This is a genomic window from Pseudomonas sp. GW821-FHT03E01, assembly GCF_059420765.1.
Genome location: NZ_JBWKUI010000001.1, coordinates 273,048 through 295,130 on the forward strand (window position 1 = coordinate 273,048; position 22,083 = coordinate 295,130).

A 22,083-nucleotide genomic window follows, 5' to 3' on the forward strand; every position below is an offset into this window, starting at 1 on the left:
AAAAGCTTAAGGTTCGCTCAGTACATGAGCATGGCCGATGGTCGACACATGAACCTCGCTCCCAGCGGGTGGCGCATGCATGCCGGAACTGCGCACCAGCAATGAACGCCCCGGACGGCCATCAGCGTTCAACGTCTGCAATTCCACGGTCAATGTGCAGGTATTACCGCCGAAGTCGCATTCGGTGACCACGCCGCGACAGCCGTCCTGTTGCTCCAGGCCGTGGGGCGCGCTGATCAGCTGAAGTTGCTCGGGGCGCAGCATGATTTGCGCTGATCGGTTGTTTCTGTGGTTGTTGACCGGTATGCGACCCAGATCGCAATGAGCCCAACCCGCTTCGATTCTGGCCGGCATGACCACGGCATCCCCGAGAAACAGGGCGGTTTGTTCATCGGCGGGATAGCGGTAAAGGTCCAGCGGATGTCCGGATTGCACTAGCCGGCCCTGACGCATCACCGCCAACTGATCGGCGAATGACAACGCTTCACTTTGATCGTGAGTCACCAGAATGGTCGTGACACCGGCGTCAGCCAGAAGCCTTGCGACCAATTTGCGCATGGCGGCGCGCAAACCGGTATCGAGTGCCGAAAACGGCTCGTCCAGCAACATCAGCCGTGGTTGTTGCGCCAGGGCCCGGGCCAGCGCGACACGCTGTTGCTGGCCGCCGGAGAGTTCATGCGGCCAACGATTGGCCATACTCGAGTCCAGTGCCACGCTGTCCATCAACTCGGCGACACGTTCCTGTTTGGCAACGCCCTTGGCCGCCAGCCCGAAACCGATGTTGGCGGCTACGGTCATGTGCGGGAACAGCGCACCATCCTGCGGAACATAGCCGATCAAGCGTTGATGCGCGGGGACCTCGCGGGTGCCGTCGACCAGCATTTGACCATTGAGCGCAAGGCTGCCCGAGTCCGGGAACTCGAAACCGGCGATCATTCGCAGCAAGGTGGTCTTGCCCGAACCGGACGGGCCGACGATCACCGTACGGCTTCCCGTCGGCACCGACAGGCTGATGTTCTCCAGGGCTCGGTGAGAACCGTAGGACTTGCAGATCGAGTGGAGTTCAAGAGCGTTCATCGGCCAGCCGTGCGTTTGGATTGATGGTAAAGAAGTCCGGTTAACGGAAGCGACAGCAGAATCATGAGCAAGGCATAGGGCGCCGCGGCGGCATAGTCGATTTCACTGGTCATTGCCCAGAAACCGGTAGCCAGGGTGCGCGTGCCATTGGGGGCGAGCAGCAGGGTGGCGGTCAACTCATTGCTGACCGCCAGAAACACCAGCGCAGCGCCGGCGGCAGCACCGGGTGCGGCCAGGCGCAGAGTGATCAGCCACAACGCCCGACCAGGCGAACGGCCGAGGCTGCGCGCCATGTTCTCCAGTTCCACCGGCGCCTGGGCGATGCCTGCGCGCAAACTCACCAGGGCGCGGGGCAAAAACATCAGTAAATACGCCAGCAGCACCGTGATGGTGGTCTGGTAAATCGGCCGGGCAAAATGAATCGTCAGCGTTACCAGCGCCAGCGCAACGACAATCCCCGGCAACGCGCTGGTAATGTAGTTGCAGCTTTCCAGCACACGTTGCAACAGGCCCGGTGAGCGAATCGACAGCCAGGCGATCGGGATGGCCGCGCATGTGGTAATGAGCGCGCCGGCGGCCCCGAGCATCAGCGTCTGCTCCAGCGCCGGCAGCAGTTCGCTCAGGTTCCAGACTTGCGCGCCACCGTCGATCAGCCACTTGCCAAGGGTGATCAACGGCACACCGAGTGCCAGCACACAGGTCATGCCTTGCAGCGTCAGCGCGAGCAGGGTGGTGCGCAACTTCAAGCGCACAATCCTTTGTTCGCGCGCGCTTCCCGACCCGACCCGGGCGTAGCGCGCCGTGCCGCGAGCAGCCGACTCGGCCGTCAGCATGGCCAGGCAGCAGAGCGCGAGGACGCCGGCCAGCATATTGGCGGCAGGCCCGTTGAAGGTGGACTTGAACTGATCGAAGATGGCCGTGGTGAAGGTGTCGAAGCGAATCATCGCGTACAGACCGTACTCGGCCAGCAGGTGCAGCCCCACCAGCAAGGCACCGCCGCAGATGGCTAGGCGCAACTGCGGCAGCACCACGCGAAAGAACACTGCCCAGGGCTTGAGCCCCAACGACTCGGAGACATCTTCGATAGCCGGATCGAGCCGGCGCAAAGTCGCTGCTATCGGCAGGTAAAGAAACGGGAAATAGGCGATGACCGACACCAGAACGCCGGCAAACAGGCCATGAATCGGTGGTACCAGACTGACCCACGCATAGCTGTGCACGAATGCCGGCACCGCCAGCGGCGCCGTCGCCAACAGCGACCACCAGCGCCGCCCCGGCAAGTTGGTGCGTTCCGTCAACCAGGCCAGCGCCAGACCCAGTGCGATGCACAAGGGAATGGTGAGCACCACCAGCAGCACGGTGTTGATCAGCAACTCGCCGACGCGTGGGCGCCATACCAGCGTCACCAGCGTCGCCCAGCCAGTCTGCACCGATACGCCGATCACGAAAGCAATCGGCAGCAACGCCAGCAACGACATCAGCACCGACAGGCTAATCACCCAGGCGCCGCCGCGGCCCGAGAAGACGCCGCGAGAGCGTGCGCGCAAGTTTACAGAGGACGCCGCAGCGACCTCTGCCGGTAGCGTTTCAGGCAACAATTAGAGCAACCCGGCCTGGGTCATCAGCTCAACCGCCTTTTTGCTGTCGAGTTTCGAGACGTCGACAGTCGGAGCGTCGAGTTGCTGCAGCGGCACCAGTTTCGGATTGGACTCTGCATTCTTGCCCACGGCGTATTCAAACGAGTTGCCGTTCTTGAGGATCGCCTGGCCGTCTTTGCCGGTAATCCATTTCAGGAATGCCTGAGCCTGTTCCTTGTGTTGACTGGAGGCCAGGACGCCACCGCCGGACAGGCTGACAAAGGCACCTGGATCCTTGTGTTTGAAGTAGCTCAGCGAGGTGTTCTTGCTGTTCTCGCCGGTCTTGGACTGATCGACGAAGCTGTAATAGTGATAGATCACGCCGCTGTCGATCTGACCGGCATTGACCGCCTTGAGCACGGCGCTGTTGCCCCGGTAGGCGGTGAAGTTGGTTTTCATGGCTTTCAGCCAGTCGAGGGTCGCGGCTTCACCCTTGAGTTCCAGCACGGCAGCGACGATGGCCTGGAAGTCGGCACCGGCCGGCGAAGCGGCCCAGCGGCCTTTCCAGTTCGGTGCTGCGAGGTCCATCAGCGATTTTGGCAAGTCTGCTTCAGCCAGCTTGCTCGGGTTGTAGACGAACACCGTGGAGCGTGCGGCAATCCCTACCCATTTGCCATGCGCCGGACGATAGGCCGCGCCCACTTGTTCCAGCGTGCTCGGCGCAACCGGTGCAAACAGCCCCGCGTTGTCGACCAGCACCATCGCCGGGGAGTTTTCGGTCAGGAACACGTCGGCCGGGGAGGCTGCACCTTCCTGCACGAGCTGATTGCCCATCTCGGTGTCGTCGCCATTGCGCACGGTCACTTTGATGCCGGTTTCCTTGGTGAAACCTTCGACCCAGGATTTGGTCAGGCTTTCGTGTTGAGCGTTGTAGACCACGATACCCTCCGTCTGCGCAGCGGCATACACGTGACCGGCGCTGAGGAAAGCAGTGGTCAGCAATGCGTTTTTAAGGAACGAGGGGATACGGGAAATCATTCTGTCGACGGCTCCTGTTTTTTTAGTCAACACGCGCAGATTCATTATGGGAACAATGCGAATCATTTGCATGTTTGAGTCGCCGCGAATGTAGAGCGCCAAATGAGAAAAAAACGTCAAAAAAATCGTAAATAGATGTCATTTCACTGTCGGCGGAAAACTTGAGCCGACACGGTGGTGGGCAACTTTCAAACGATATCTTCGATCGGAGTGTGGCCTTGGGCCCCTTGGCTGAACTTTGGCCTGGTCTGAGGTGACGTGGGGCTCAAGGCTTATAACGCATCATGGCAATGGTCACGCGCGTCCCTGTCTGCGGCGTACTTTGAACCGTCAGATGTCCACCCAGTCTTTCGACAATCCGCTTGCAGTGGGCAAAGCCAAGCCCGAACGACGATGATTGCGACCGTGCGGCGTCGGCACGGAAAAACACTTGCCCCAATTGCCGGACTTCTTGCGCGGACATGCCTGCACCGTTATCGGTGATCCGGATGATCAAACCGCTGCCCGGATGTTCGTCCAGCGTGACGTCGACGGCGCCGCCGGCCGGGGTGTACTTGATGGCGTTGTCCAGCAGGTTGCCAAACACCACTTCCCACTGTTCCGGTCCTCCGGCGACTTGGGCCTGATAATCCTCCAGCAGATGCAGGGAGAGACTGAGACCTTTGAGTTCGGCAGCCTTGCGCCAACGCTCGACGGCATTGAGCGCATTGTCATTCAACCCGCTTGCCTGCCCGGCAATGTCGGCGGTGCCCTCCAGTTGCGCAAGGTCCAACAGGCCGAGAGACAGGCGCTTGAGCACCTGCATTTCGGCCAGCACATCACGACAGGTCTGGGCGTAATCTTCGGCGTGCCGTGGCCGCGCCAGAATGACCTCCAGCGCAGAGGTCACGGCAGCAATCGGCGTCTTCAGTTCATGGGAGGCGTTGGCGATAAACAGCCGTTGATGTTCCAGCACCTCCTGAACCGCCGCTTCCATTTGCGCGTAGCTGTCGAACAGCAGTTTTTCTTCCGCCGAGTGCGCCTCGAACACCACCCGGCGGGTGAATTCCGGCGGCTTCAAGGTGCGCAGTTGTCGAGCGAAATGGCGAAGGTTGCGGGTGGAGAGCGACACCACGATAAAACTGCCAAGCGTCGTCAACAGCAATATCCCTATCGCGGCCAGCGCCACCACCCGTTTGAAGGCGTTGACCGCATTGAGCACCGGTTGCGCGTTGGTGGCCACCAGCAGCCTGGCTTTCAGCGGGCCTTCGGGGCTGGCGCGCTCAAGGTCGCCCATCTGTGCGATCCATTTCTCGTGACCGACATCGAACAGGAACGTCTCTTCGTCGCCCGCGCGAACCTGACTCATGGCCTCGCGAAGCGCTTTGCGCATTGACGGCGTTGGTCCCCAGGATTCTTGCAGCATCTCACCCGATATCGATGACAAGTCAAAAAACAGGTCGTGATCGTGATCCAGTTCCGAGGCGAATTCACCCTGGCGCTGATAGACCAACTGCGCGTTTTCGACGCTGATCAGCGACTCGATGACGTCCGACTGGGTATCGAGATGGTGCCGCAGTTCATCGAGCCGGGTGGTTTGCACCCAATGACTCAGCCACACATAGCCGACGAACAACACACACGCCTGAACCACGAACAGCGTGAGCGCGATTTTGATGTTCAGTGCCAGGTTACGCCACACGAAGGATCAACCCTTTGCCGCGAACGGTTTCAATCTCGACGTCGGCCCCAGCCAACTTGCGTCGCAGGCGATTGAGCAGCACGTCCAGGCTGTTGCTGTCCGGCTCGCTGTCGAAAGGGTAGAGCAACCCCAGCAATACCGTGCGGGTCTGCAACTGATTCGCCTTGCCGGCCAGCGCCACCAGTAGATTGTATTCCATGCCCGTGAGATCCAGCGGACGGCCGCCGATGCTGACCCGCAAGGTGTCGAGTTCGATGTTCAGATTACCCAGTGTCAGCGATTTCGAGCCACGGGCGATCGAGCGCCGATAGAGGGCATTGAGCCGCGACACCAACTCGATCATTTCGAAAGGTTTGCTCAGATAATCGTCGGCGCCGCGATCCAGGCCCTGCACCCGATCCACTACTTCGCTTCTGGCCGTGACCATGATCACCGGCACGTCGTTGCCCTTGCCGCGCACCACGCCGAGTACTTCCAGACCCGATATCTGCGGCAGCATCCAGTCCAGCACCAACACGTCGTATTCACTGGCATCGGCATAGTACAAGGCCTCTTTGCCGTCCCTGGCCAGATCCACCACCCAGCCTTCTTCCTCAAGCCCGCGCTTGATGCTGTTACCCAGCAGGGCATTGTCTTCGGCCACCAGAACCTTCATCGCTCGCTTCCTGATCAGGCATTGCAGGCGTGCATTCATTGCATGTCCGGCACGCACTGGCAAGCCGTCGCACAGCCATGTGACTTCGTTAACAAGCGGTTCATTTTCGCTTCTTTAGACTGCCCGCCAGTGGTGAGCGAGCCCTTCGGCTTCGATTCGCTTTTCAGTCCCTTTTCTGGATTTCTTCCATGAGCCTTTCCAGTCGACGCCTGTCGTTCATCCTCCTGACGGGGCTGCTGGCCTGTCTGGTGGCTGCGACATTTTCCAGCCTGGCCACTCATGTGCGCTTCGGGCTGGAGTTTCGCGGTGGTTACGAGATTTATTACGTTGTGAACCCGGCACCGGGCAAAACCCGGCTCGCCAAGGATGACTTGTTGCAGACGGTCGCGATCCTGAGTAAACGAGCCGACAGCATTGGTATTACCGAACCGGACATCCGGGTCGAGGGCGCCAACCATATTCGGGTGAAACTGGCAGGCCTGACGTCCGCCGAAGAATCACGCTCGCTGCTCGGAAGTTCGCAGGGGTTGCCCACGCAGCTGACCGAGAAATACACCCAGACCGTCGGCAGCGTACTCGGCAAAACCGCGCTGGCGGAAACCGTTCAGGCAGGTTTGATCGGCATCGCCTGTATTTTCCTGTTGCTGGTGGGGCTGTACCGCACTGCCGGTTTGATCGCCGCGTTTTGTACGCTGGTCTACCTGTGGCTATTGCTGATTGTATTCACCGCCTCGGGCGCCACCTTGTCGCTGTCGGCGGTGGTCGCGTTTGTGCTGGGCATTGGCATGGCGGCGGATGCGAGCATCATTTGCCTGGAACGTATTCGCGAGGAAATCGACCTTGGCCGGTCTCTGCGCGAAGCCGTGGATAACGGTTTCAAAGGCTCGCTGCCGACGATACGTGATGCAAACCTGGTGACCGCGCTGGCGATGATTGCCTTGTTCGCGGCCGGCATCGGGCCGATTCAAGGATTTGCGCTGACCATGCTGGTGAGCATCGTGATCAGTGTCGCCACTAACTTCTTGCTGATTCGCCAGCTGATGCTGTGGCTGGTCGATACCCAGTGGGTCAGCCAGCGTTGGTTGATCGGAAAGAGCAAGCCGCGCGCCACCAAGGCTCGCCGTTTCAACTTCGTGGGTCTGGGTAAAACGGCGATTGTGGTCTCGTTGCTGACCATCGTTTCCGGCTCGCTGTATTACCGCGCTCACGGCCTGAACCTGGACATTGATTTTACCGCTGGCACTGCGCTGGACATCGACGTCGACCGTGCGATCACTCAGGAAACCGCCACGCAAATCATGACCGGGGCGGGCACCATCCCGGCCACCGTGGCCGTGGGCGGTGCACAGAATCAGCACATCGCCGTACGCTTCGATGAAGTGCTCAAGCCCGCTGATCTGAAGCAGATCATTACTGCGTTCAAGGGTAAGTATCAGACCGTAGAGTACGAGGAAAACACCGCAGACCCGGGCGTTGCACGGGATTTTGCCACTCGGGCCATTTATGCGGTGATTGCGGCATTCGCCAGCATCGCAATCTATATCGGCCTGCGTTTCTCCTGGGCCATCGCCTTGGCAACCTTGCTGCCGATCGTTCAGGACATCCTCATCGTTTCGGCGATCTTCTCGCTGTTCAAGTTCGAGATCGACGTCACTTACATCGCTGCATTGCTGACGATCATCGGCTATTCACTGAACGACAAGATCGTGATCTTCGGACGCATTGTCGAAAACGTGAAAAAGTCCCCGCCGGTGGATGCGCTGGCCTTGTGGAGCCTGATCAACCTGAGCATCAGCCAGACCCTGAGGCGTTCGCTGTACACCGTGCTGACAGTGGTGATGGCGTCAACCTGCCTGTATCTGTTTGCCTGCGAACCGTTGCAGATGTTCTCGCTGGCTCTGGTGCTGGGTCTGATATCCGGCGCGGTGTCGTCGATTTTCATGTCCAGCGCTATCTGGCTGACGCTTTCCCGGCGAAGCTTTCGGGTGGCGAAGGTTGGTTCAACATTGAAACTCAGCCCCAAGCGTGTCCCGCATCTGGCGTCCACGCCGTTCCTGGGGGCACTGCTGTTCGTCTGCACGGTCGGCGTCGGTGGGTGGTTCTGGGTGCCGGCTCAGGCAACGGCCGGTAAAACGACGGTGAGCGCCTCGACGGTGACCGGTTCCCTTGGCGATTTGTCGAGTTTCCGGACGATTACCGTAGACACTGCCCGTTTAGTGGACGCCGGCGACCTGAAAGCAGCCAAGGCTCGCATCACCGATCTGGAAACAGCGTGGGATCAAGCCGAAGAAACCTTGCAGCCGAAGTCGCCGGCTGACTGGACTTCGGTCGATAAATCGATTGACCGTGCACTGTCCCAACTGCGCTCCGGCAACCCGGATCCGCAAGCCTGTGCCGAAGCCTTGAAGACTCTGCTGGCCAAGTTTGATAGCAAGCAGATCAGTGCCGCCATCCCCGTAGCAGCCACTCCCGCCGGGTCGATGGGCGATCTGTCCTACCTGATGGCCATCATTACCGACACCAAAAAGCTACTGGGCAGTGGCGACATGAAAGGTGCAAGGGCCAGGATCACTGACCTGGAAAGTGCCTGGGACCAAAACGAGGAACAACTGCGACCGATTGATCCTGAAGGCTGGACCTCCATCGACAAGTCCCTGGACCGGGCGTTGAAGCAAGTCAGAACCGGGTCGCCGGATCTGACTGCGTGTACTGAGGCGCTGGAAACCCTGGCGACGAAGATCGACAGCAAGCGCCTGCACTGACACCTATTCGGCCCGGGGAATATACGCCACGCTCTGGTCTTCACGGCCGTGGAATATGCGCTCGCCGTTGGTGGGCGTGGTGGTGATGACCTGATGGTCGGCACTCAGGTAGTCCAGCGGTACTGCATCACCGTTGCGGTACTGGGTGATAACGATGGTGCGTTGCGGGTCCCAGTGCTGGCCGCTGGTGTTGTCCAGCCAGGTCATCAGCGCGGCGGTATCGCCGGTGCGAGGAAAGTCCTGGCTTTGCTGCACGTAATAGAAGGGGGCGCCGCCGGTTTGCAGGTACATCGGCACTTTGTTGTCCACCTCGATCATCACCATGCGCCATGTATTGAGCGGTGCGCGTTTGCTGGCCTCAAGCCTGACCGTCTCACCGAACTGAACCACGCCGCCACCGCCGTTGGTCCAGGGATAGAACACACCGAGTATCGCCATCAACAACACAGCGGTCAGGCCGAAACCGATTTTCAATCGGCGACTACCGAACCTGTCTGTGGCGTTGCGTTCGGCCATTCGCCGGGTGATCCACCAGGCGCCCAGCAACTGGGCGAAGGGCACCAGGGGCAATACGTAGTAACTGCGTCGACTGCCGCTGGCCGTGAAAAACAGCATCAACAGACCCAACCCCCAAACCAGCCAGCGCGTATTGGGTTCGACGCTGCGCCAGTGGCGCAGCGCAAACCACAACCCCAGCATCCAGCAAGGCGCCCATGGCAGAGTGTAGACCGGGAGGTAAATCAAATAGGTGTAGATCGGTCCGATGTTGTCGAAGGGCTGGAAAAACCGCACGACGTTTTCCCGCAGCACCAGGCCCAGGCCACTTTCGCCATAAGTCGGCGTGCCGTAGAGGTGCGACAATATGAATGGCGTCATGTAAAACGCCCCGGCGATGACCAGGGCGCCGCACAGCCGCAGATTGAGATGGCTTTTCCAGCGACCGTCCTGCACCACATGCGGCAATAGCAGCAAGCCCGGCAGAATGAAGCCGATCAGGCCTTTGAACAATGAGGTCAGGGACAACAGCAGGAAAAACACCAGGTAACGGCTGAAACGCGTGTCTTGCGGCCCGCGCCAATACCACCACACCGCCGCCAGCACACCGCAGACGGTGAGGATGTCGGCGGTGGCGACCCGTGCCCAGAACACGAAATAAAAGGTGGTCGCCAGCATCCACCCGGCAATCAATCCGGTGCCTTTGCGCATTAGCTGCTCGCCGATCAAGTACACCAGCCAGACGCTCAGCCAGGCGGCAACCACCGAAGACAAGCGTAGTGACCAGTGCCCTAAACCGCCGGTCAGCCAGGCGGTGGCCGTGATCAGCCAGTAGGAGGGCAGCGGTTTGTCGTAATACGGCCCGCCCTTGAGGTAGGGATCGAAATAGTCACCGCTCTGGAGCATTTGCAACGCGATGTTGGCCCAGCGGGTTTCCGGCCCCCATAACTCCCGCGTGCCCAGGCCCAACAACAAAATCAGCGCAGAGGCGCCGAGCAGGAGCGCCAAGGCGCCCCTGTCACTAGCCCGAAGGTTCATAGCGGGTTTCCTGTAGGAAGAACGGTGTCAGGGTTGGCTCTGCGGGAATATCAGAATCTCCAGGTGGCCGCGCTGATAGCGCTTGCCATCGATGGGCAACATCTCGACTTCCTGCATCTCCGCGACACTGTTAACCCGCATCACCACGCCGACCGCGCCTTTTTTGCGGGCCTCGGTCATCCATTGCCCGACGTTGTCCAGGGTGACTTTACGTGACGCCATGGCGGGATCGTCGAGGCCATATTTCAGCTCGCCGACAGTGTTGAACAGATCGACCTGAGGTCGCTTCAGGCGCCACGACAAGGCTGACGCCGCGCCCAGATCGTTGCTGAGCAACGATGTCGTCTGACTCAAGGCATCCAGATGCTCGGCGATGAACTGGTCAGGCATTTGGCTATTGACGATCTGCGCCGGCATCGCTGCCGGCAACAACGCTACCAGCAGCCAGATGCCGAGTGCCGGCATGGCCCAGAATATCAATGGACGCAGCACCTGCAAGGCGTTGGTGATGATCCAGCCGAGCAACACGATGAACGCCAGGGACAGGGTGAACATCTCGGTGTTTTCGTAGACTTCCTTGGTGGCTTGCAGATAAAGCAGGGCGATCAGGGCGCTGGTGGCGATGACGACGTTGATCACGCCGTTGATGCGAATGATCCGGCCTCGTCCTTGATTCAATAGCTCCATCACTGCGTGTCCCATCAGCAACGCCAGAGGCAACAGACACGGCATGATGTAGGTCGGCAGTTTGCCGCTACTGAAGCTGAAGAATGCCAGCGGCAACAGCATCCAGAGCAACAGAAAGCCGATTACGGGCTGGCGCTTTTGCTGCCAGGCCTGGACGAGTGTCGTTGGCAACAAGGCAGCCCACGGCAGGCTCGAGGCGACCAGCAGCGGCAAATAGAACCACCACGGGCGCGCGTGTTGCGCATCTTCGCCAGCGAAACGGCGGATGTGTTCGTGCCAGAAGAAAAACCGCCAGAAATCCGGTTCCTGATGGTGAATGGCGAGCACCCACGGCAGGCAGACCACCGCGGCCACGACCACCGCCAGTGGTCCGTAGCGCAACAGCTCGCCCAGGCGTCGCTGCCAGATCATGTAGGGCAGGGCGATCAACACCGGCAACAACCAGGCGAGAAAGCCCTTGGTCATGAAGCCCATGCCACAGGCAAAACCCAACAGCGCCCAAGCGCCGAGTTTGCCGCGGGAGGAATGGCTATCGATGGCAAACCACAACGCGACCAGGCTCAAGTTGACCCAGAGCGTGAATTGCGGATCGAGGTTGGCGTATCCGGCTTGCCCGGCGATCAGGCCGAAGCTCATGTAGAGCAAGGCGCAGATAAAGCTCTTGCTCGGATCATTCCAGAATCGGCGAGCAATCAGGTAAGTCAGCCAGACGCTCAGCCCGGTGCTCAGCGCCGAAGCGATACGCACACCAAACAGGTTGTCGCCAAACACCGCTTGACCGATGGCGATCATCCAGTAACCGGCGATGGGTTTCTCGAAGTAGCGGATACCCATGAAGTGCGGGGACACCCAGTTACCGCTCAGCAGCATTTCCTGACTGATCTGGCCATAGCGGGTTTCATCGGGAATCCATAGACCATGGGTGACTAGCGGCAGCAGGTAGAAGACCACGTACGCCAGCAGCAAGCCGGGCACGATCCAGCGTTCGGTGATGGGCAGCGCACGCGCGGTGCCACGCAATAAAGAGCCGTCGGGGTGGGGCAACAAGTTATTGGACGTCATGACTCGACCTTGGCGCAGAAGGATGTTGCTCCGCCAGGTGCACGCTTGCACTAGCGGAACTTTTTACATAAAGCAACACAATAGCGATGAGGACTACAGAAGTTGCGTCAGCCATCTAATGGTTACGGACTAGTTATAGTCTGCCCGAGCAAAAAAGGCTTTCTCGGCTTCGACTTTTTTTTCCGCGATTATTGTTTCAAGGCTTTGCCGTGCAACAGCGTCTGCCAGTCAGTGGCATTCACAATGCCGAGTACCTGAGGTTGCCCGTCGGCGGCAATTTGCACGAACAAGGCACTGCCATACTTACTGGTCGTCGCGTGCTTGAAACCGGTCTGGGCTTCGAAGTCGCTGATGCAACCGCTGTGCGTGACCAGCACCAGATTTCGATGGGCTTGCTTGTGCGCCACCACATCGTTACGCATGGTTTTGCCACAACTGACCAGCCATTCCTGGGTCGCCGCATCTTTACCGAACATGTAACGCGAGGTTTGCGCCGTGCGGGTGGTTGGGCTGCTCAGCACATCGGTCTGGGTCATGCCCAGCTGCACAAAGCCTTGGCCCACGGCTGTGGCGGCTTCGCTGCCGACTCGGGTAATACCGTCGGCGGGGCCAAGGCACGGATTGCTGGACTGGTCGCAGCGTTCCGCATGGCGAACCAGTACCACCACTTCACCGGCTTGCCAGCGATCGACCAGGCTGTTGGTCGCTTCGGACCCGGCGGCCGCCAGGTTGATCGGAGATCTGGGCCACCAGACAAACCCCGTGACGAGTGCTGCGATAACCAGAGCGGCCGTTGCCGCGACCAGTTTGCCCAGCCGCGATGCAACGATTCGTGCTGGCTGTTTGCGCGATACATGATCAACCATGTTTTGTTTACCCGTCGGTACGCAATAGAGAACAACTTTCAAATACAACCCAGCGTAACAACGCTTGAAGGGTCCTGGAAAGACACTAGTTCAAGGCAGGTGTCGGAGTGGTGAAAGGGATGTGAAAAATTTGCGTAGAAAAATTTCAGTACTTTTTTTAGTTGGTTGTTGCAGCGCTTGTCTTGAACACCACGTACAGTGGTCTATGGTCTATCTTTGGTTCGCGTCTCGGCTCTGCGGCATCGGCCCGATTCAGCAGATGGCGCGGTTTGAACCGGCAGTGGAGCCAAGCAACAGAATGGATTTCAAACTGAGTCTGAATAAACGGATTGTCATCGTATTTGCCTTGATGAGTACCTTGGTCGCGGGCGTATTTGCGATGGGCATCGTCGCGACTGTGCATGTGGTGGATCGAAATATCACGGCTTCCCGCCTGGTAGGAGGGCTGCACCGCTTGCTGTCGATGGAAAACAGCGCCGGGTGGAGCCATCAGCCGGAGAAAGACGAACTGTTTTTCATCCAGGAAGGTCCGGGTGCGATGGCGCTGGATAAGGAACTGGCGGCGCTTGCACCAGGTTTTCAGGAAACGCTCTACGCGGGTTCTAAGTACTACGCCATGGTAAGCCTGGTGGGCGGTCGCAAATACGTTTTGTTGCGAGACCGGCGAAGCGTCGAACAGCGTGAACAGGCGTTATTCTCGGTGGTGATCGTCGGGTTCGTCTTGAGCATCCTGCTCGCGGTTTTGTTAGGCCGGATGCTGGCCAGGCGTGTGATGGCGCCGGTCATTCGTCTGGCGCACCAGGTGCGTCAACGCGAGCAGTTGCTGGAACTGGCCCCTGAGCTTCATCCCGACTACGCGGCCGACGAAGTGGGAGCGCTGGCGCTTGCCTTCGATCAGACCCTGGGCCGGTTGCGTGAGGCACTGGACCGGGAAAAACTCTTTACCAGCGATGTCAGCCACGAACTGCGCACGCCATTGATGGTATTGGGCAGTTCCTGCGAATTGCTGCTAGCCAATCCCTCGCTTGACCGGCGCTCTGTGGCTCAAGTCAGTCGAATTGCCCGCGCGAGCGACGAAATGCGGCAATTGGTCGATACGTTTCTGATGCTGGCTCGCGATCGGGAAGACTCTGATACCGCAGCAAGTGCGACGCTCAAAGAAGTCGCCGATGCTCTCGTGGATATCTGGGCGCCGCTGATCCGGGAAAAAGGCATCGAGTTTATCTACGACAATGAACAGGTTTCGTCGGATCGCCATAACCTGACGTTCCTGCGATCGGTCATGGGCAATTTGCTGCGCAATGCCTGGCATTACACCGATCACGGCTACATTCGCCTGACCCTGCGGGCGCGCGGTTTCAGCGTCGAAGACAGTGGCATAGGCATTTCGGAAGAAAAACGCCATACGATGTTTCAACCGTTCGTTCGCGGTGACGAGCGCCGGGGAGAAGGCCTGGGACTGGGGCTTTCACTGGTCCAACGGATTTGCACCCATCAGAATTGGCGAGTGGAACACAGCAGCCTTCAGCCCAACGGCAGTTGTTTCACCATTGAACTGGAAGGCGTCTGATGACTGTTTATTTAGTTGCCGGGCAGCTTTTCGATGTGCCGGCGGTAGCCTGGCTGATGGTGGCGGCCAAGCGCTTCACATTGTTCTGATGAGCCACCACCAACTCATCGATACTCGTGCCGGAAGGCGTCTGCAAGGTGCTGCGGCAGGTGACTAATGCAGTATCGCCTTCGCCGAGTTTGCGCAGGCGCCATTTGACGTCGATCAATGCGTACTGACCGGGTATCGAATCAAAACGCTGAACGTCCAGGCGCAACGACACTTTGCGCTGCGGGTTACTGTTGACCAGTTGATCGACCAGGGCACTGCGCAGTTCCTCCGACAGGCTTGCGCCCCACCATTGTGTTTCGAGGATTGCCAGGCCGGCGTTGCCTTGACGAATGACGATCTGCGGACGGTCGACCTGGGGCGGCACGGTGATGCTTTCGATCTGGATGTCCGCTCCGCCGCTTGCACCGCTCGGTTGAGCCGGGGTCAGGGTGTGGAATTGAATCGGCTCACTGCGGCAAGCGGCGAGTAGCAACAACGCAGTGACCAGCGTGATCTTCAGCGAAAATGCCATGGGTAGCTCCTGTGGTCAGTTGCGCGGTGGCCCTTGCAGATCCATCGGCGCGGCATTGTCGGGGCGGCCGCGAATCAGCGATTCCGGATGCCGTCCCATGTAGTCCGAGAGTTCACGCAACGAGCGCGACATGCGTCCAAGCTCGTCCAGGGTCTGGCTCAGTTGTTCCCGTTGCGGCGAATCTTCGGCGAGGGTCGAACTGGCCGACTGCAAGGTCTTGCTGACGTCCGACAGGGTGGTTTGCACGCCGGGCAGGGTCTTGGCGTTGAATTGCGCTAAGCCTTTGCGCAGTTCGACGAGATTGCTGTCCAGGTTGCCGGCTATGCGTTCGATAGGCAGTTGGTTGATTTTGTTGACCATGCTTTCCAGTTTTTCCTGCAACTGCTCAAGACTGCCGGGAATGGTTGGAATAGAGATAGGGCGGGCAGCCGGATCGAACGCGACTTTCTCCGCCTTGGGATAGAAGTCGAGCGCAATGTAAAGCTGACCGGTCAACAGATTGCCGCTACGGGCCTGAGCTCGCAGGCCGTTTTCGATGAAGGAGCCTAGCAGACGCACGGTTGCAGTTTCGTCATTGGGGTCATGCTTCAAGGCCTCGAGCATTTTGATGTGAGCCTTACCGAGGCGTTGCGGGTAGATCACGATGCCGACATTGACCGGGAAGCTGCGTTTTTTCGCGTCGAAATCCAGATTGACTGCCACCACCCGGCCGATCTCCACACCAAGAAACTCCACCGGTGCATCAACCTTGAGCCCGCGCAACGCCTGATCGAAACGCAAGCTCAGGAACTGTGCCTTGCCGTTGGGCGGGGCGAGGGCGGTGTGCTCATCCTCGAACAGGTCGAAGGCTTTATCCTCGATGGCCACTTCATCGTTGGGACTGTATTCCGGCGCGCGAAAGGCGACGCCGCCCACCAACAAGGCTGACAGGGACTCGGTCTTCACCGAAAAACCGTTGGCGCCGACATTCACATCAATACCGCTGGCGTTCCAGAACCGGGTGTTCTCGGTAACGTAGGCATCGTTGGGTGCGTGTACGAAGATTTCGATGTTCACCCCTTTGCCGTCGGCATCCAGTTCATACGCCACCACTTGCCCGACGGGGATCTTGCGGTAGTAGACGGGGGAACCGATGTCCAGCGAACCGAGGTCCTGAGTGTGCAACATAAAGCGTTTGCCCGGCTCGCCATAGGTAATGGGCGGCGGGTTTTCCAGCCCAGTGAAGTGTTTGGAACGGGCATCGGCCTGGCCGATGTCGGCACCAATGTAGTCGCCCGACAGCAAGGTATCGATGCCCGAAACGCCACCGGCACCGATGCGCGGCCGCACAACCCAGAACTGCGAGTCTTCCCGGGTGAAGCTTTCAGCTTGTTTGTCGAGCTGGATCGTGGCGTCGACGCGTTTCTGGTCGCCGCTCAGTTTCACTTCCGAGACGCGGCCGATGACCACATTGCGGTATTTGACCTCGGTCTTGTTGGCCACCAGGCCGCTACCGGTCTTGAACGTGATGGTGATGGTCGGGCCTTCCTGCAGCCAGCTGTGCACCACCAGGGAAATCCCCACCAACACCGCTACGATCGGCACGATCCATACCAGCGAAACGCTGAAGCGACGGGTCTTGATCGCGGCTTGGCCAGGGGCTTGCGGACCGTCAGTGGCTTGGGACTTCATCCATGGGCTCCTCATCTTGTGGGTTTTGCAGCGCTCTATCCCGCTCGTTATCCCAGATCAGCCGCGGGTCGAAACTCATCGCCGACAGCATGGTGAACACCACCACCAGACCAAAGAACAGAATGCCCGGGCGCGGTTCGATATCGCCTAGGGCCTGGAATTTCACCAATGCCGCCACCAGCGCAACGACAATGACGTCGAGCATCGACCAGTAGCCGATCAGCTCGACAAAACGGTAAAGCCTCGAACGTTCCTTGCGCGCCCAGAAGCTGCCGCGTTGCACCGTGATCAGCAGCAGGGAGAGAGCAACGAACTTGATGCCCGGCACCGCGATGCTGGCAATGAAAATGATCAGCGCAATGTCCCATGCACCGTGTGCCCAGAACTCCAGCACACCGCTCATGATGGTGCTGTCGGAGCCGTTGCCGAACAGACTGGTGTTCATGACCGGCAGCAGATTGGCCGGGATATAAAACACCAGTGAGGCCAGCAGATAGGCCCATGTCCGGGTCAGAGAGTCAGGTTTGCGGGCATGCAACGGCGCGCCGCAGCGTTCGCATTCGTGAGGTTGATCGGTCATGTCGCAGGCCATGCCACAACTGTGGCACAGGCACAGGTTGAGTTCGCTGGCGAGCGGTGGCCTGTTCATAGGGTGTCCCACAAATCACGTACATCGCGCCCGGCGATGCGGATCAGCAACAGGCTGAGGACCGCCAGGGCAAACATGCCGATACCCGGCAGCACATCCAGCAGCCCGGCGAGTTTGAACACCGCGACCATCGCCCCAAGCAGGCAGACTTCCAGCATGCTCCAGGGCCTGAGGGTTTCCAGCCAGCGCATGCATAGCTTGAAGCCTGGGGAACGTCGGGAGGTGAGGGCAAAGCTCAATACCCAGATCAACAGGAGCAGCTGGAACATCGGCGCGATGATGATGGAAATCGCCGCCACTAACGCAATGAAAGTGATCGGCCCCTGGCTCAGCGCCACCACCGAATCCCACAGCGTCGCGCTGTTCTTCATGCCCTTGAGGCTGATGGTCATGACCGGATAGAAATTCGAGAAAGTCCACAGCACGGCCGCCGTGAAGCTCAGCGCCAGGCGTTGCTGCACCGACAAGCCGTTGTAACGCGCAAGCACACCGCCGCAACGTGTACACAGGGCCTTTTGATGTTTGGCGAGCGTGACTTTTTCATACACGCAGTCGCAGTGCTCGCAGATGATCAATGGAGCAGTCGTCGCCATGGGCAGCACTCGCCGGGAGGCAGAAAAGTCAGAGCACTCCCTCAATATAGAAGTGACTTGCGATTGAGCAAATCTAAAGGCTACTCCAGGGATAACCCGAATGCGGCACTAGAGGGCATTTGTAGCAGACTGCACTTCGGCTTCAGGGTATGTGCAAAGCCATTACCACGAATCTCAGCCAAGCAATTCGCGCAACCGGTACCAGAACATGCCAAGGGCCAGCAGCGGTGAGCGCAGGGCTCGTCCGCCGGGAAAGGTCATGTGCGGCACGGCGCTGAACACGTCCAGCCCCTGGCTGTGCCCGGCATGAATCGCTTCGGCCAGCAGCCGGGCGCACCAGTGGGTCACGTTCAGGCCATGGCCGGAGTAACCCTGGGCGTAGAACACGTTCGGGTACTGGCTCAAGCGTCCGGCCTGGGGGAAGCGGTTGGCGGTGATGCCGATCTTGCCGCCCCATTGATAGTCGATGCGCACATCCGCCAGTTGCGGAAAGACCTTGAGCATTTTCGGCCGCATATAGGCGCCGATGTCCACGGGGTCGCGCCCGGAATAATGGCAGGCACCGCCGAATAACAAGCGTCGATCCGCCGAGAGCCGGTAGTAATCAAGACCGACTTTCTGGTCGCACAGCGCCAGGTTCTGCGGGATCAGCTGAGCGGCCACCTCGGGTGCCAACGGTTCGGTGGCGATGATGTAACTGCCCGCCGGCAGCACCTTACCGCTCAGGCGCGGTTCGAGTTCTTCCAGATGTGCGTTGCAGGCCAGCACCAGGCTGCCGGCGCGCACTGTGCCGCCGGCGCAGCGAACCTGCACGGGACTGCCGTGGACCAACTCCAGCACCGGGCTGTGCTCGAAAATCCGTACCCCGAGGGATTGCGCCAGCCGCGCTTCGCCGAGCACCAGATTCAGCGGATGCAAATGCCCCGAACCCATGTCGATCAGGCCGCCGGCATAAAGGTCCGAGCCCACCACTTGCTGGCGGATCTGCTCGGGGCCGACGAGTCGGGTTTCATGGGCGTACTCCAATTCGGCGAGGCTTTGCAGCTCAGCCTTGAACGCAGCGAACTGCGCCGGGGTATTGGCCAGTTCGCAGAAGCCCCAGCGCAGGTCGCAATCGATGCCATGTTCACGGATGCGATTGCCCACCAGTTCCACGGACTCGATGCCCGCACGCTCCAGATAACGCACGCCTTCCTCGCCGACATAACGGGCAAAGCCGCTGACGTCATGGCCGATGCCACGGATCAACTGGCCGCCGTTACGCCCGCTGGCTCCCCAGCCGATTCGCCGGCCCTCCAGCAGAATCACCGAGAGCCCGCGCTGCGCCAGTTCGATCGCGGTGTTGACCCCGGTGAACCCGCCACCGATCACGCAGACATCGGCTTCAAGGTCCGAATCCAGCGTAGGGTAGGGTGCCATGCCATTGGCCGATGCCGCGTAATAGGAGCGGGCATGTTGCTTGTCATGCTGATTCATTGGTTGGACTTCACTTTGCTCCAGGAACGGGTCATCAGACGCATGATCGCCTGGGGCGGGGTGGTGGAGATGTAGAGTTTGTCGAGGACGTCCTGGGGTGGGTAGACCTCAGGATTATTGACCAACTCAGCATCCATGTAGGCCTTGGCCGCCGGGTTCGGATTGGCATAGCCCACCGAGGCACTGACCTTGGCGATCACTTGCGGGTCCAGCAGGTTATTGATGAAGGCGTGGGCTTCTTTCGGGTTGCTGGCGTCGGCGGGAATTGCCAGAAGGTCGAACCACAGGTTGCTGCCTTCTTTCGGGATCGAGTAGGCGATGTTCACGCCGTTCTTCGCTTCCTTGGCGCGATTGGCCGCCTGGAACACGTCGCCGGAGTAACCGAAGGCCACGCAGATGTCGCCGTTGGCCAGGTCCGAGACGTACTTGGAGGAATGGAAGTAGGTGATGTAAGGCCGGATGCTCAAGAGTTTGGCTTCGGCTTTTTTAAAGTCCTCAGGGTTTTCGCTGCGTGGGTCCATGCCCATGTAGTTGAGGACTGCCGGGAATACTTCATCAGCCGAGTCCATCATCGACACACCACACTGGCTGAGTTTCTTCAGGTTCTCGGGTTCGAAAAACACGGCCCAGGAATCGATGTGATCAATGCCCAGCACTTGCTTGACCTTGTCGACGTTGTAGCCGATGCCGTTGGTGCCCCACAGATACGGTACGGAATGCGCGTTCTGCGGATCGTTTTTCTCCAGCAGCGTCAGCAGTTTCGGGTCGAGGTTTTTGAAGTTGGGCAGCTGCGAGCGATCCAGTTTGAGGAACGCACCGGCCTTCACCTGCCGCGCGAGAAAGTGGTTGGACGGCACCACCACGTCATACCCGGTGCGGCCGGCGAGCAGTTTGCCTTCCAGGGTTTCGTTGGAATCGAATACGTCGTAGATCACCTTGATCCCGGTTTTTGCCTGGAAGTCGGCGAGGGTGGTCTCGCCGATGTAATCGGTCCAGTTGTAGACGCTGACGCTTGGCTGAGCCTGCGCCCCGGCGCTGAACAATACCGCCAGCGCGACCGGAACCACGGATTTCAATAGACGCATATCGACACCTCTTTGAGTTATTTGGCTTTGTGGGAGCGGGCGTGTGTTTTTTAGACGCTGAGCAGCAGGAACTCGCGCTCCCAGGAGCTGATCACGCGCTTGAAGTTCTCGTGTTCGGCGCGCTTGACCGCGACATACCCCCGGACGAATTTGCTGCCCAGGTAGCGCTTGATGGTTTCGCACTCTTCCATGCGCGTGAGTGCGTCCTCGATGGTGATCGGCAGGCGCAGGTTGCGTCGCTCGTAGGCACGACCCTGCACCGCGGCGCTCGGCTCGACCTTTTCGACCATGCCCAGGTAGCCGCACAACAGGCTCGCGGCGATCGCCAGGTAAGGGTTGGCGTCGGCACCCGGCAAACGGTTTTCCACGCGCATGGCGTCGGGGCTCGAGGTCGGCACGCGCAGGCCGACGGTGCGGTTTTCTTCGCCCCATTCGACGTTGACCGGTGCCGAGGTGTCGGGCAGGAAGCGGCGGAACGAATTGACGTTGGGCGCGAACATCGGCAGCACTTTGGGGATGTACTTTTGCAGGCCGCCGATGTGGTGCCGGAACAGCTCGCTCATCTGCCCGTCGGCATCGGCGAAGATCGGCTGGCCGCTGGCGATGTCGACCACGCTTTGATGGATGTGCATGGCGCTGCCAGGTTCGTCACCAATGGGTTTGGCCATGAAAGTCGCAGTCACGTTGTGCTTGAGTGCCGCCTCGCGCAGGGTGCGTTTGAACACGGTGATCTGGTCCGCCAGGTCCAGCGCATCGCCATGACGGAAGTTGATTTCCATCTGCGCCGGGCCGTCTTCGTGGATCAGCGTGTCGAGGTCCAGGCCCTGCAGTTCGCACCAGTCGTAGACGTCTTCAAACAGTGGATCGAACTCGTTGGCGGCGTCGATGGAAAAAGACTGTCGACCGCTTTCCGCACGGCCAGAACGCCCCAGCGGCGCCTTGAGTGGCAAGTCCGGGTCTTCGCAGCGCTGGGTCAGGTAGAACTCCATTTCCGGCGCGACAATCGGCTGCCAGCCTTTGTCGGTGTAAAGCTGCAGCACTTTCTTCAGCACGTTGCGCGGCGACAGTTCGATGGGGTTGCCGAACTTGTCGAAGGTGTCGTGGATCACGATGGCGGTGGGTTCGATGGCCCACGGCACCACGTAAACCGCGTCGGCGACAGGTTTGCAGACCATGTCGATGTCGGCCGGGTCGAGCAGGTCGTAGTAGATGTCGTCGTCGACAAAGTCCCCGGTTACCGTTTGCAACAGCACACTTTCCGGCAGGCGCATGCCTCGCTCATGCAGGAACTTGTTGGTGGGTGCAATCTTGCCGCGAGCAATGCCGGTCAAGTCGCTGACCACACACTCGACCTCGGTAATCTTGTGATCTTTCAGCCACGTGAACAGCTGATCGAAAGGGACATTCATAAAGACCTCATTGTTGGTTTGAATTACGCCGGGGAAGGCGCCTTCATCCACCGGACACTTCCCCTGTGGCGCGTTGACGACTATCTTGGGTGAGCCGTGGCGTTCCATCTATCCACTTTAAGCAGCACCA

The 22,083-nt window shown here is 59.5% G+C and carries 17 protein-coding genes; 2 read left to right on the forward strand and 15 right to left on the reverse strand.

All coding sequences use genetic code 11. The features are described from left to right. Positions 1 to 6 precede the first annotated feature (6 nt). The 5 genes from AC07VO_RS01370 to AC07VO_RS01390 all read right to left on the reverse strand — a co-directional run bounded on the left by AC07VO_RS01370 (position 7) and on the right by AC07VO_RS01390 (position 6,028). Positions 7 to 1,077 (reverse strand): ABC transporter ATP-binding protein, encoded by a 1,071-nt coding sequence (locus AC07VO_RS01370; RefSeq protein WP_086944312.1) that lies wholly within the window; start codon positions 1,075 to 1,077, stop codon positions 7 to 9. Further along, positions 1,074 to 2,672 carry an ABC transporter permease gene (locus AC07VO_RS01375; RefSeq protein WP_086944469.1) on the reverse strand — a complete coding sequence of 533 codons (1,599 nt, stop codon included), beginning with the start codon at positions 2,670 to 2,672 and terminating at the stop codon, positions 1,074 to 1,076. Before AC07VO_RS01375 ends, AC07VO_RS01370 begins: the two co-directional genes overlap by 4 nt. A 3-nt stretch (positions 2,673 to 2,675) precedes the next feature. Then, positions 2,676 to 3,692, reverse strand: a complete 1,017-nt coding sequence (locus AC07VO_RS01380; protein WP_064617803.1) for an iron ABC transporter substrate-binding protein — start codon at positions 3,690 to 3,692, stop codon at positions 2,676 to 2,678. 265 nt (positions 3,693 to 3,957) lie between these two features. Beyond that, a complete protein-coding gene (locus AC07VO_RS01385) occupies positions 3,958 to 5,373 on the reverse strand; it encodes a sensor histidine kinase (protein ID WP_086944311.1) in 1,416 nt (471 codons plus the stop codon). Next, positions 5,363 to 6,028 carry a response regulator transcription factor gene (locus AC07VO_RS01390; RefSeq protein ID WP_086944310.1) on the reverse strand — a complete coding sequence of 222 codons (666 nt, stop codon included), beginning with the start codon at positions 6,026 to 6,028 and terminating at the stop codon, positions 5,363 to 5,365. The genes AC07VO_RS01385 and AC07VO_RS01390 overlap by 11 nt, the downstream gene beginning before the upstream one ends. A gap of 188 nt (positions 6,029 to 6,216) precedes the next feature. Here AC07VO_RS01390 and secF point away from each other — a divergent pair, with 188 nt between their 5' ends. Then, positions 6,217 to 8,790: a protein translocase subunit SecF gene (gene secF, locus AC07VO_RS01395; RefSeq protein ID WP_086944309.1), complete on the forward strand. Its 2,574-nt coding sequence runs from the start codon at positions 6,217 to 6,219 to the stop codon at positions 8,788 to 8,790. Positions 8,791 to 8,793: 3 nt separating this feature from the next. Here secF and AC07VO_RS01400 read toward each other — a convergent pair whose 3' ends face one another. From AC07VO_RS01400 to pmrG, 3 genes are all read right to left on the reverse strand, one after another. Beyond that, entirely contained in the window at positions 8,794 to 10,323 is a 1,530-nt protein-coding gene (locus AC07VO_RS01400; RefSeq protein WP_086944308.1) for an ArnT family glycosyltransferase, read from the reverse strand. Positions 10,324 to 10,350: 27 nt separating this feature from the next. Further along, positions 10,351 to 12,072 (reverse strand): lipid IV(A) 4-amino-4-deoxy-L-arabinosyltransferase, encoded by a 1,722-nt coding sequence (arnT, locus tag AC07VO_RS01405; RefSeq protein ID WP_064617811.1) that lies wholly within the window; start codon positions 12,070 to 12,072, stop codon positions 10,351 to 10,353. 188 nt (positions 12,073 to 12,260) lie between these two features. Continuing rightward, the gene (pmrG, locus tag AC07VO_RS01410) at positions 12,261 to 12,938 is read right to left on the reverse strand and encodes a lipopolysaccharide core heptose(II)-phosphate phosphatase PmrG (RefSeq protein ID WP_495007463.1); all 678 of its coding nucleotides are present in this window, start codon (positions 12,936 to 12,938) and stop codon (positions 12,261 to 12,263) included. Positions 12,939 to 13,236: 298 nt separating this feature from the next. Between pmrG and AC07VO_RS01415 the strand changes: the two genes are divergently transcribed. Next, positions 13,237 to 14,508 carry a sensor histidine kinase gene (locus AC07VO_RS01415; RefSeq protein WP_064621274.1) on the forward strand — a complete coding sequence of 424 codons (1,272 nt, stop codon included), beginning with the start codon at positions 13,237 to 13,239 and terminating at the stop codon, positions 14,506 to 14,508. Between the two features lie 7 nt (positions 14,509 to 14,515). On the opposite strand, the gene AC07VO_RS01420 is transcribed toward AC07VO_RS01415, so the two are convergent. The 7 genes from AC07VO_RS01420 to AC07VO_RS01450 all read right to left on the reverse strand — a co-directional run bounded on the left by AC07VO_RS01420 (position 14,516) and on the right by AC07VO_RS01450 (position 21,953). Continuing rightward, entirely contained in the window at positions 14,516 to 15,070 is a 555-nt protein-coding gene (locus AC07VO_RS01420; protein WP_086944306.1) for a PqiC family protein, read from the reverse strand. 15 nt (positions 15,071 to 15,085) lie between these two features. Next, entirely contained in the window at positions 15,086 to 16,741 is a 1,656-nt protein-coding gene (locus AC07VO_RS01425; RefSeq protein ID WP_086944305.1) for a PqiB family protein, read from the reverse strand. Beyond that, positions 16,722 to 17,390 (reverse strand): paraquat-inducible protein A, encoded by a 669-nt coding sequence (locus AC07VO_RS01430; RefSeq protein ID WP_086944304.1) that lies wholly within the window; start codon positions 17,388 to 17,390, stop codon positions 16,722 to 16,724. Before AC07VO_RS01430 ends, AC07VO_RS01425 begins: the two co-directional genes overlap by 20 nt. Beyond that, entirely contained in the window at positions 17,387 to 17,983 is a 597-nt protein-coding gene (locus tag AC07VO_RS01435) for a paraquat-inducible protein A (protein WP_019578875.1), read from the reverse strand. Before AC07VO_RS01435 ends, AC07VO_RS01430 begins: the two co-directional genes overlap by 4 nt. A 174-nt stretch (positions 17,984 to 18,157) precedes the next feature. Continuing rightward, positions 18,158 to 19,459: an NAD(P)/FAD-dependent oxidoreductase gene (locus AC07VO_RS01440; RefSeq protein ID WP_086944303.1), complete on the reverse strand. Its 1,302-nt coding sequence runs from the start codon at positions 19,457 to 19,459 to the stop codon at positions 18,158 to 18,160. Further along, positions 19,456 to 20,544 carry a polyamine ABC transporter substrate-binding protein gene (locus AC07VO_RS01445; protein ID WP_019578877.1) on the reverse strand — a complete coding sequence of 363 codons (1,089 nt, stop codon included), beginning with the start codon at positions 20,542 to 20,544 and terminating at the stop codon, positions 19,456 to 19,458. The genes AC07VO_RS01440 and AC07VO_RS01445 overlap by 4 nt, the downstream gene beginning before the upstream one ends. Before the next feature lie 50 nt (positions 20,545 to 20,594). Then, the gene (locus AC07VO_RS01450) at positions 20,595 to 21,953 is read right to left on the reverse strand and encodes a glutamine synthetase family protein (RefSeq protein WP_018925852.1); all 1,359 of its coding nucleotides are present in this window, start codon (positions 21,951 to 21,953) and stop codon (positions 20,595 to 20,597) included. Positions 21,954 to 22,083 lie beyond the last annotated feature (130 nt).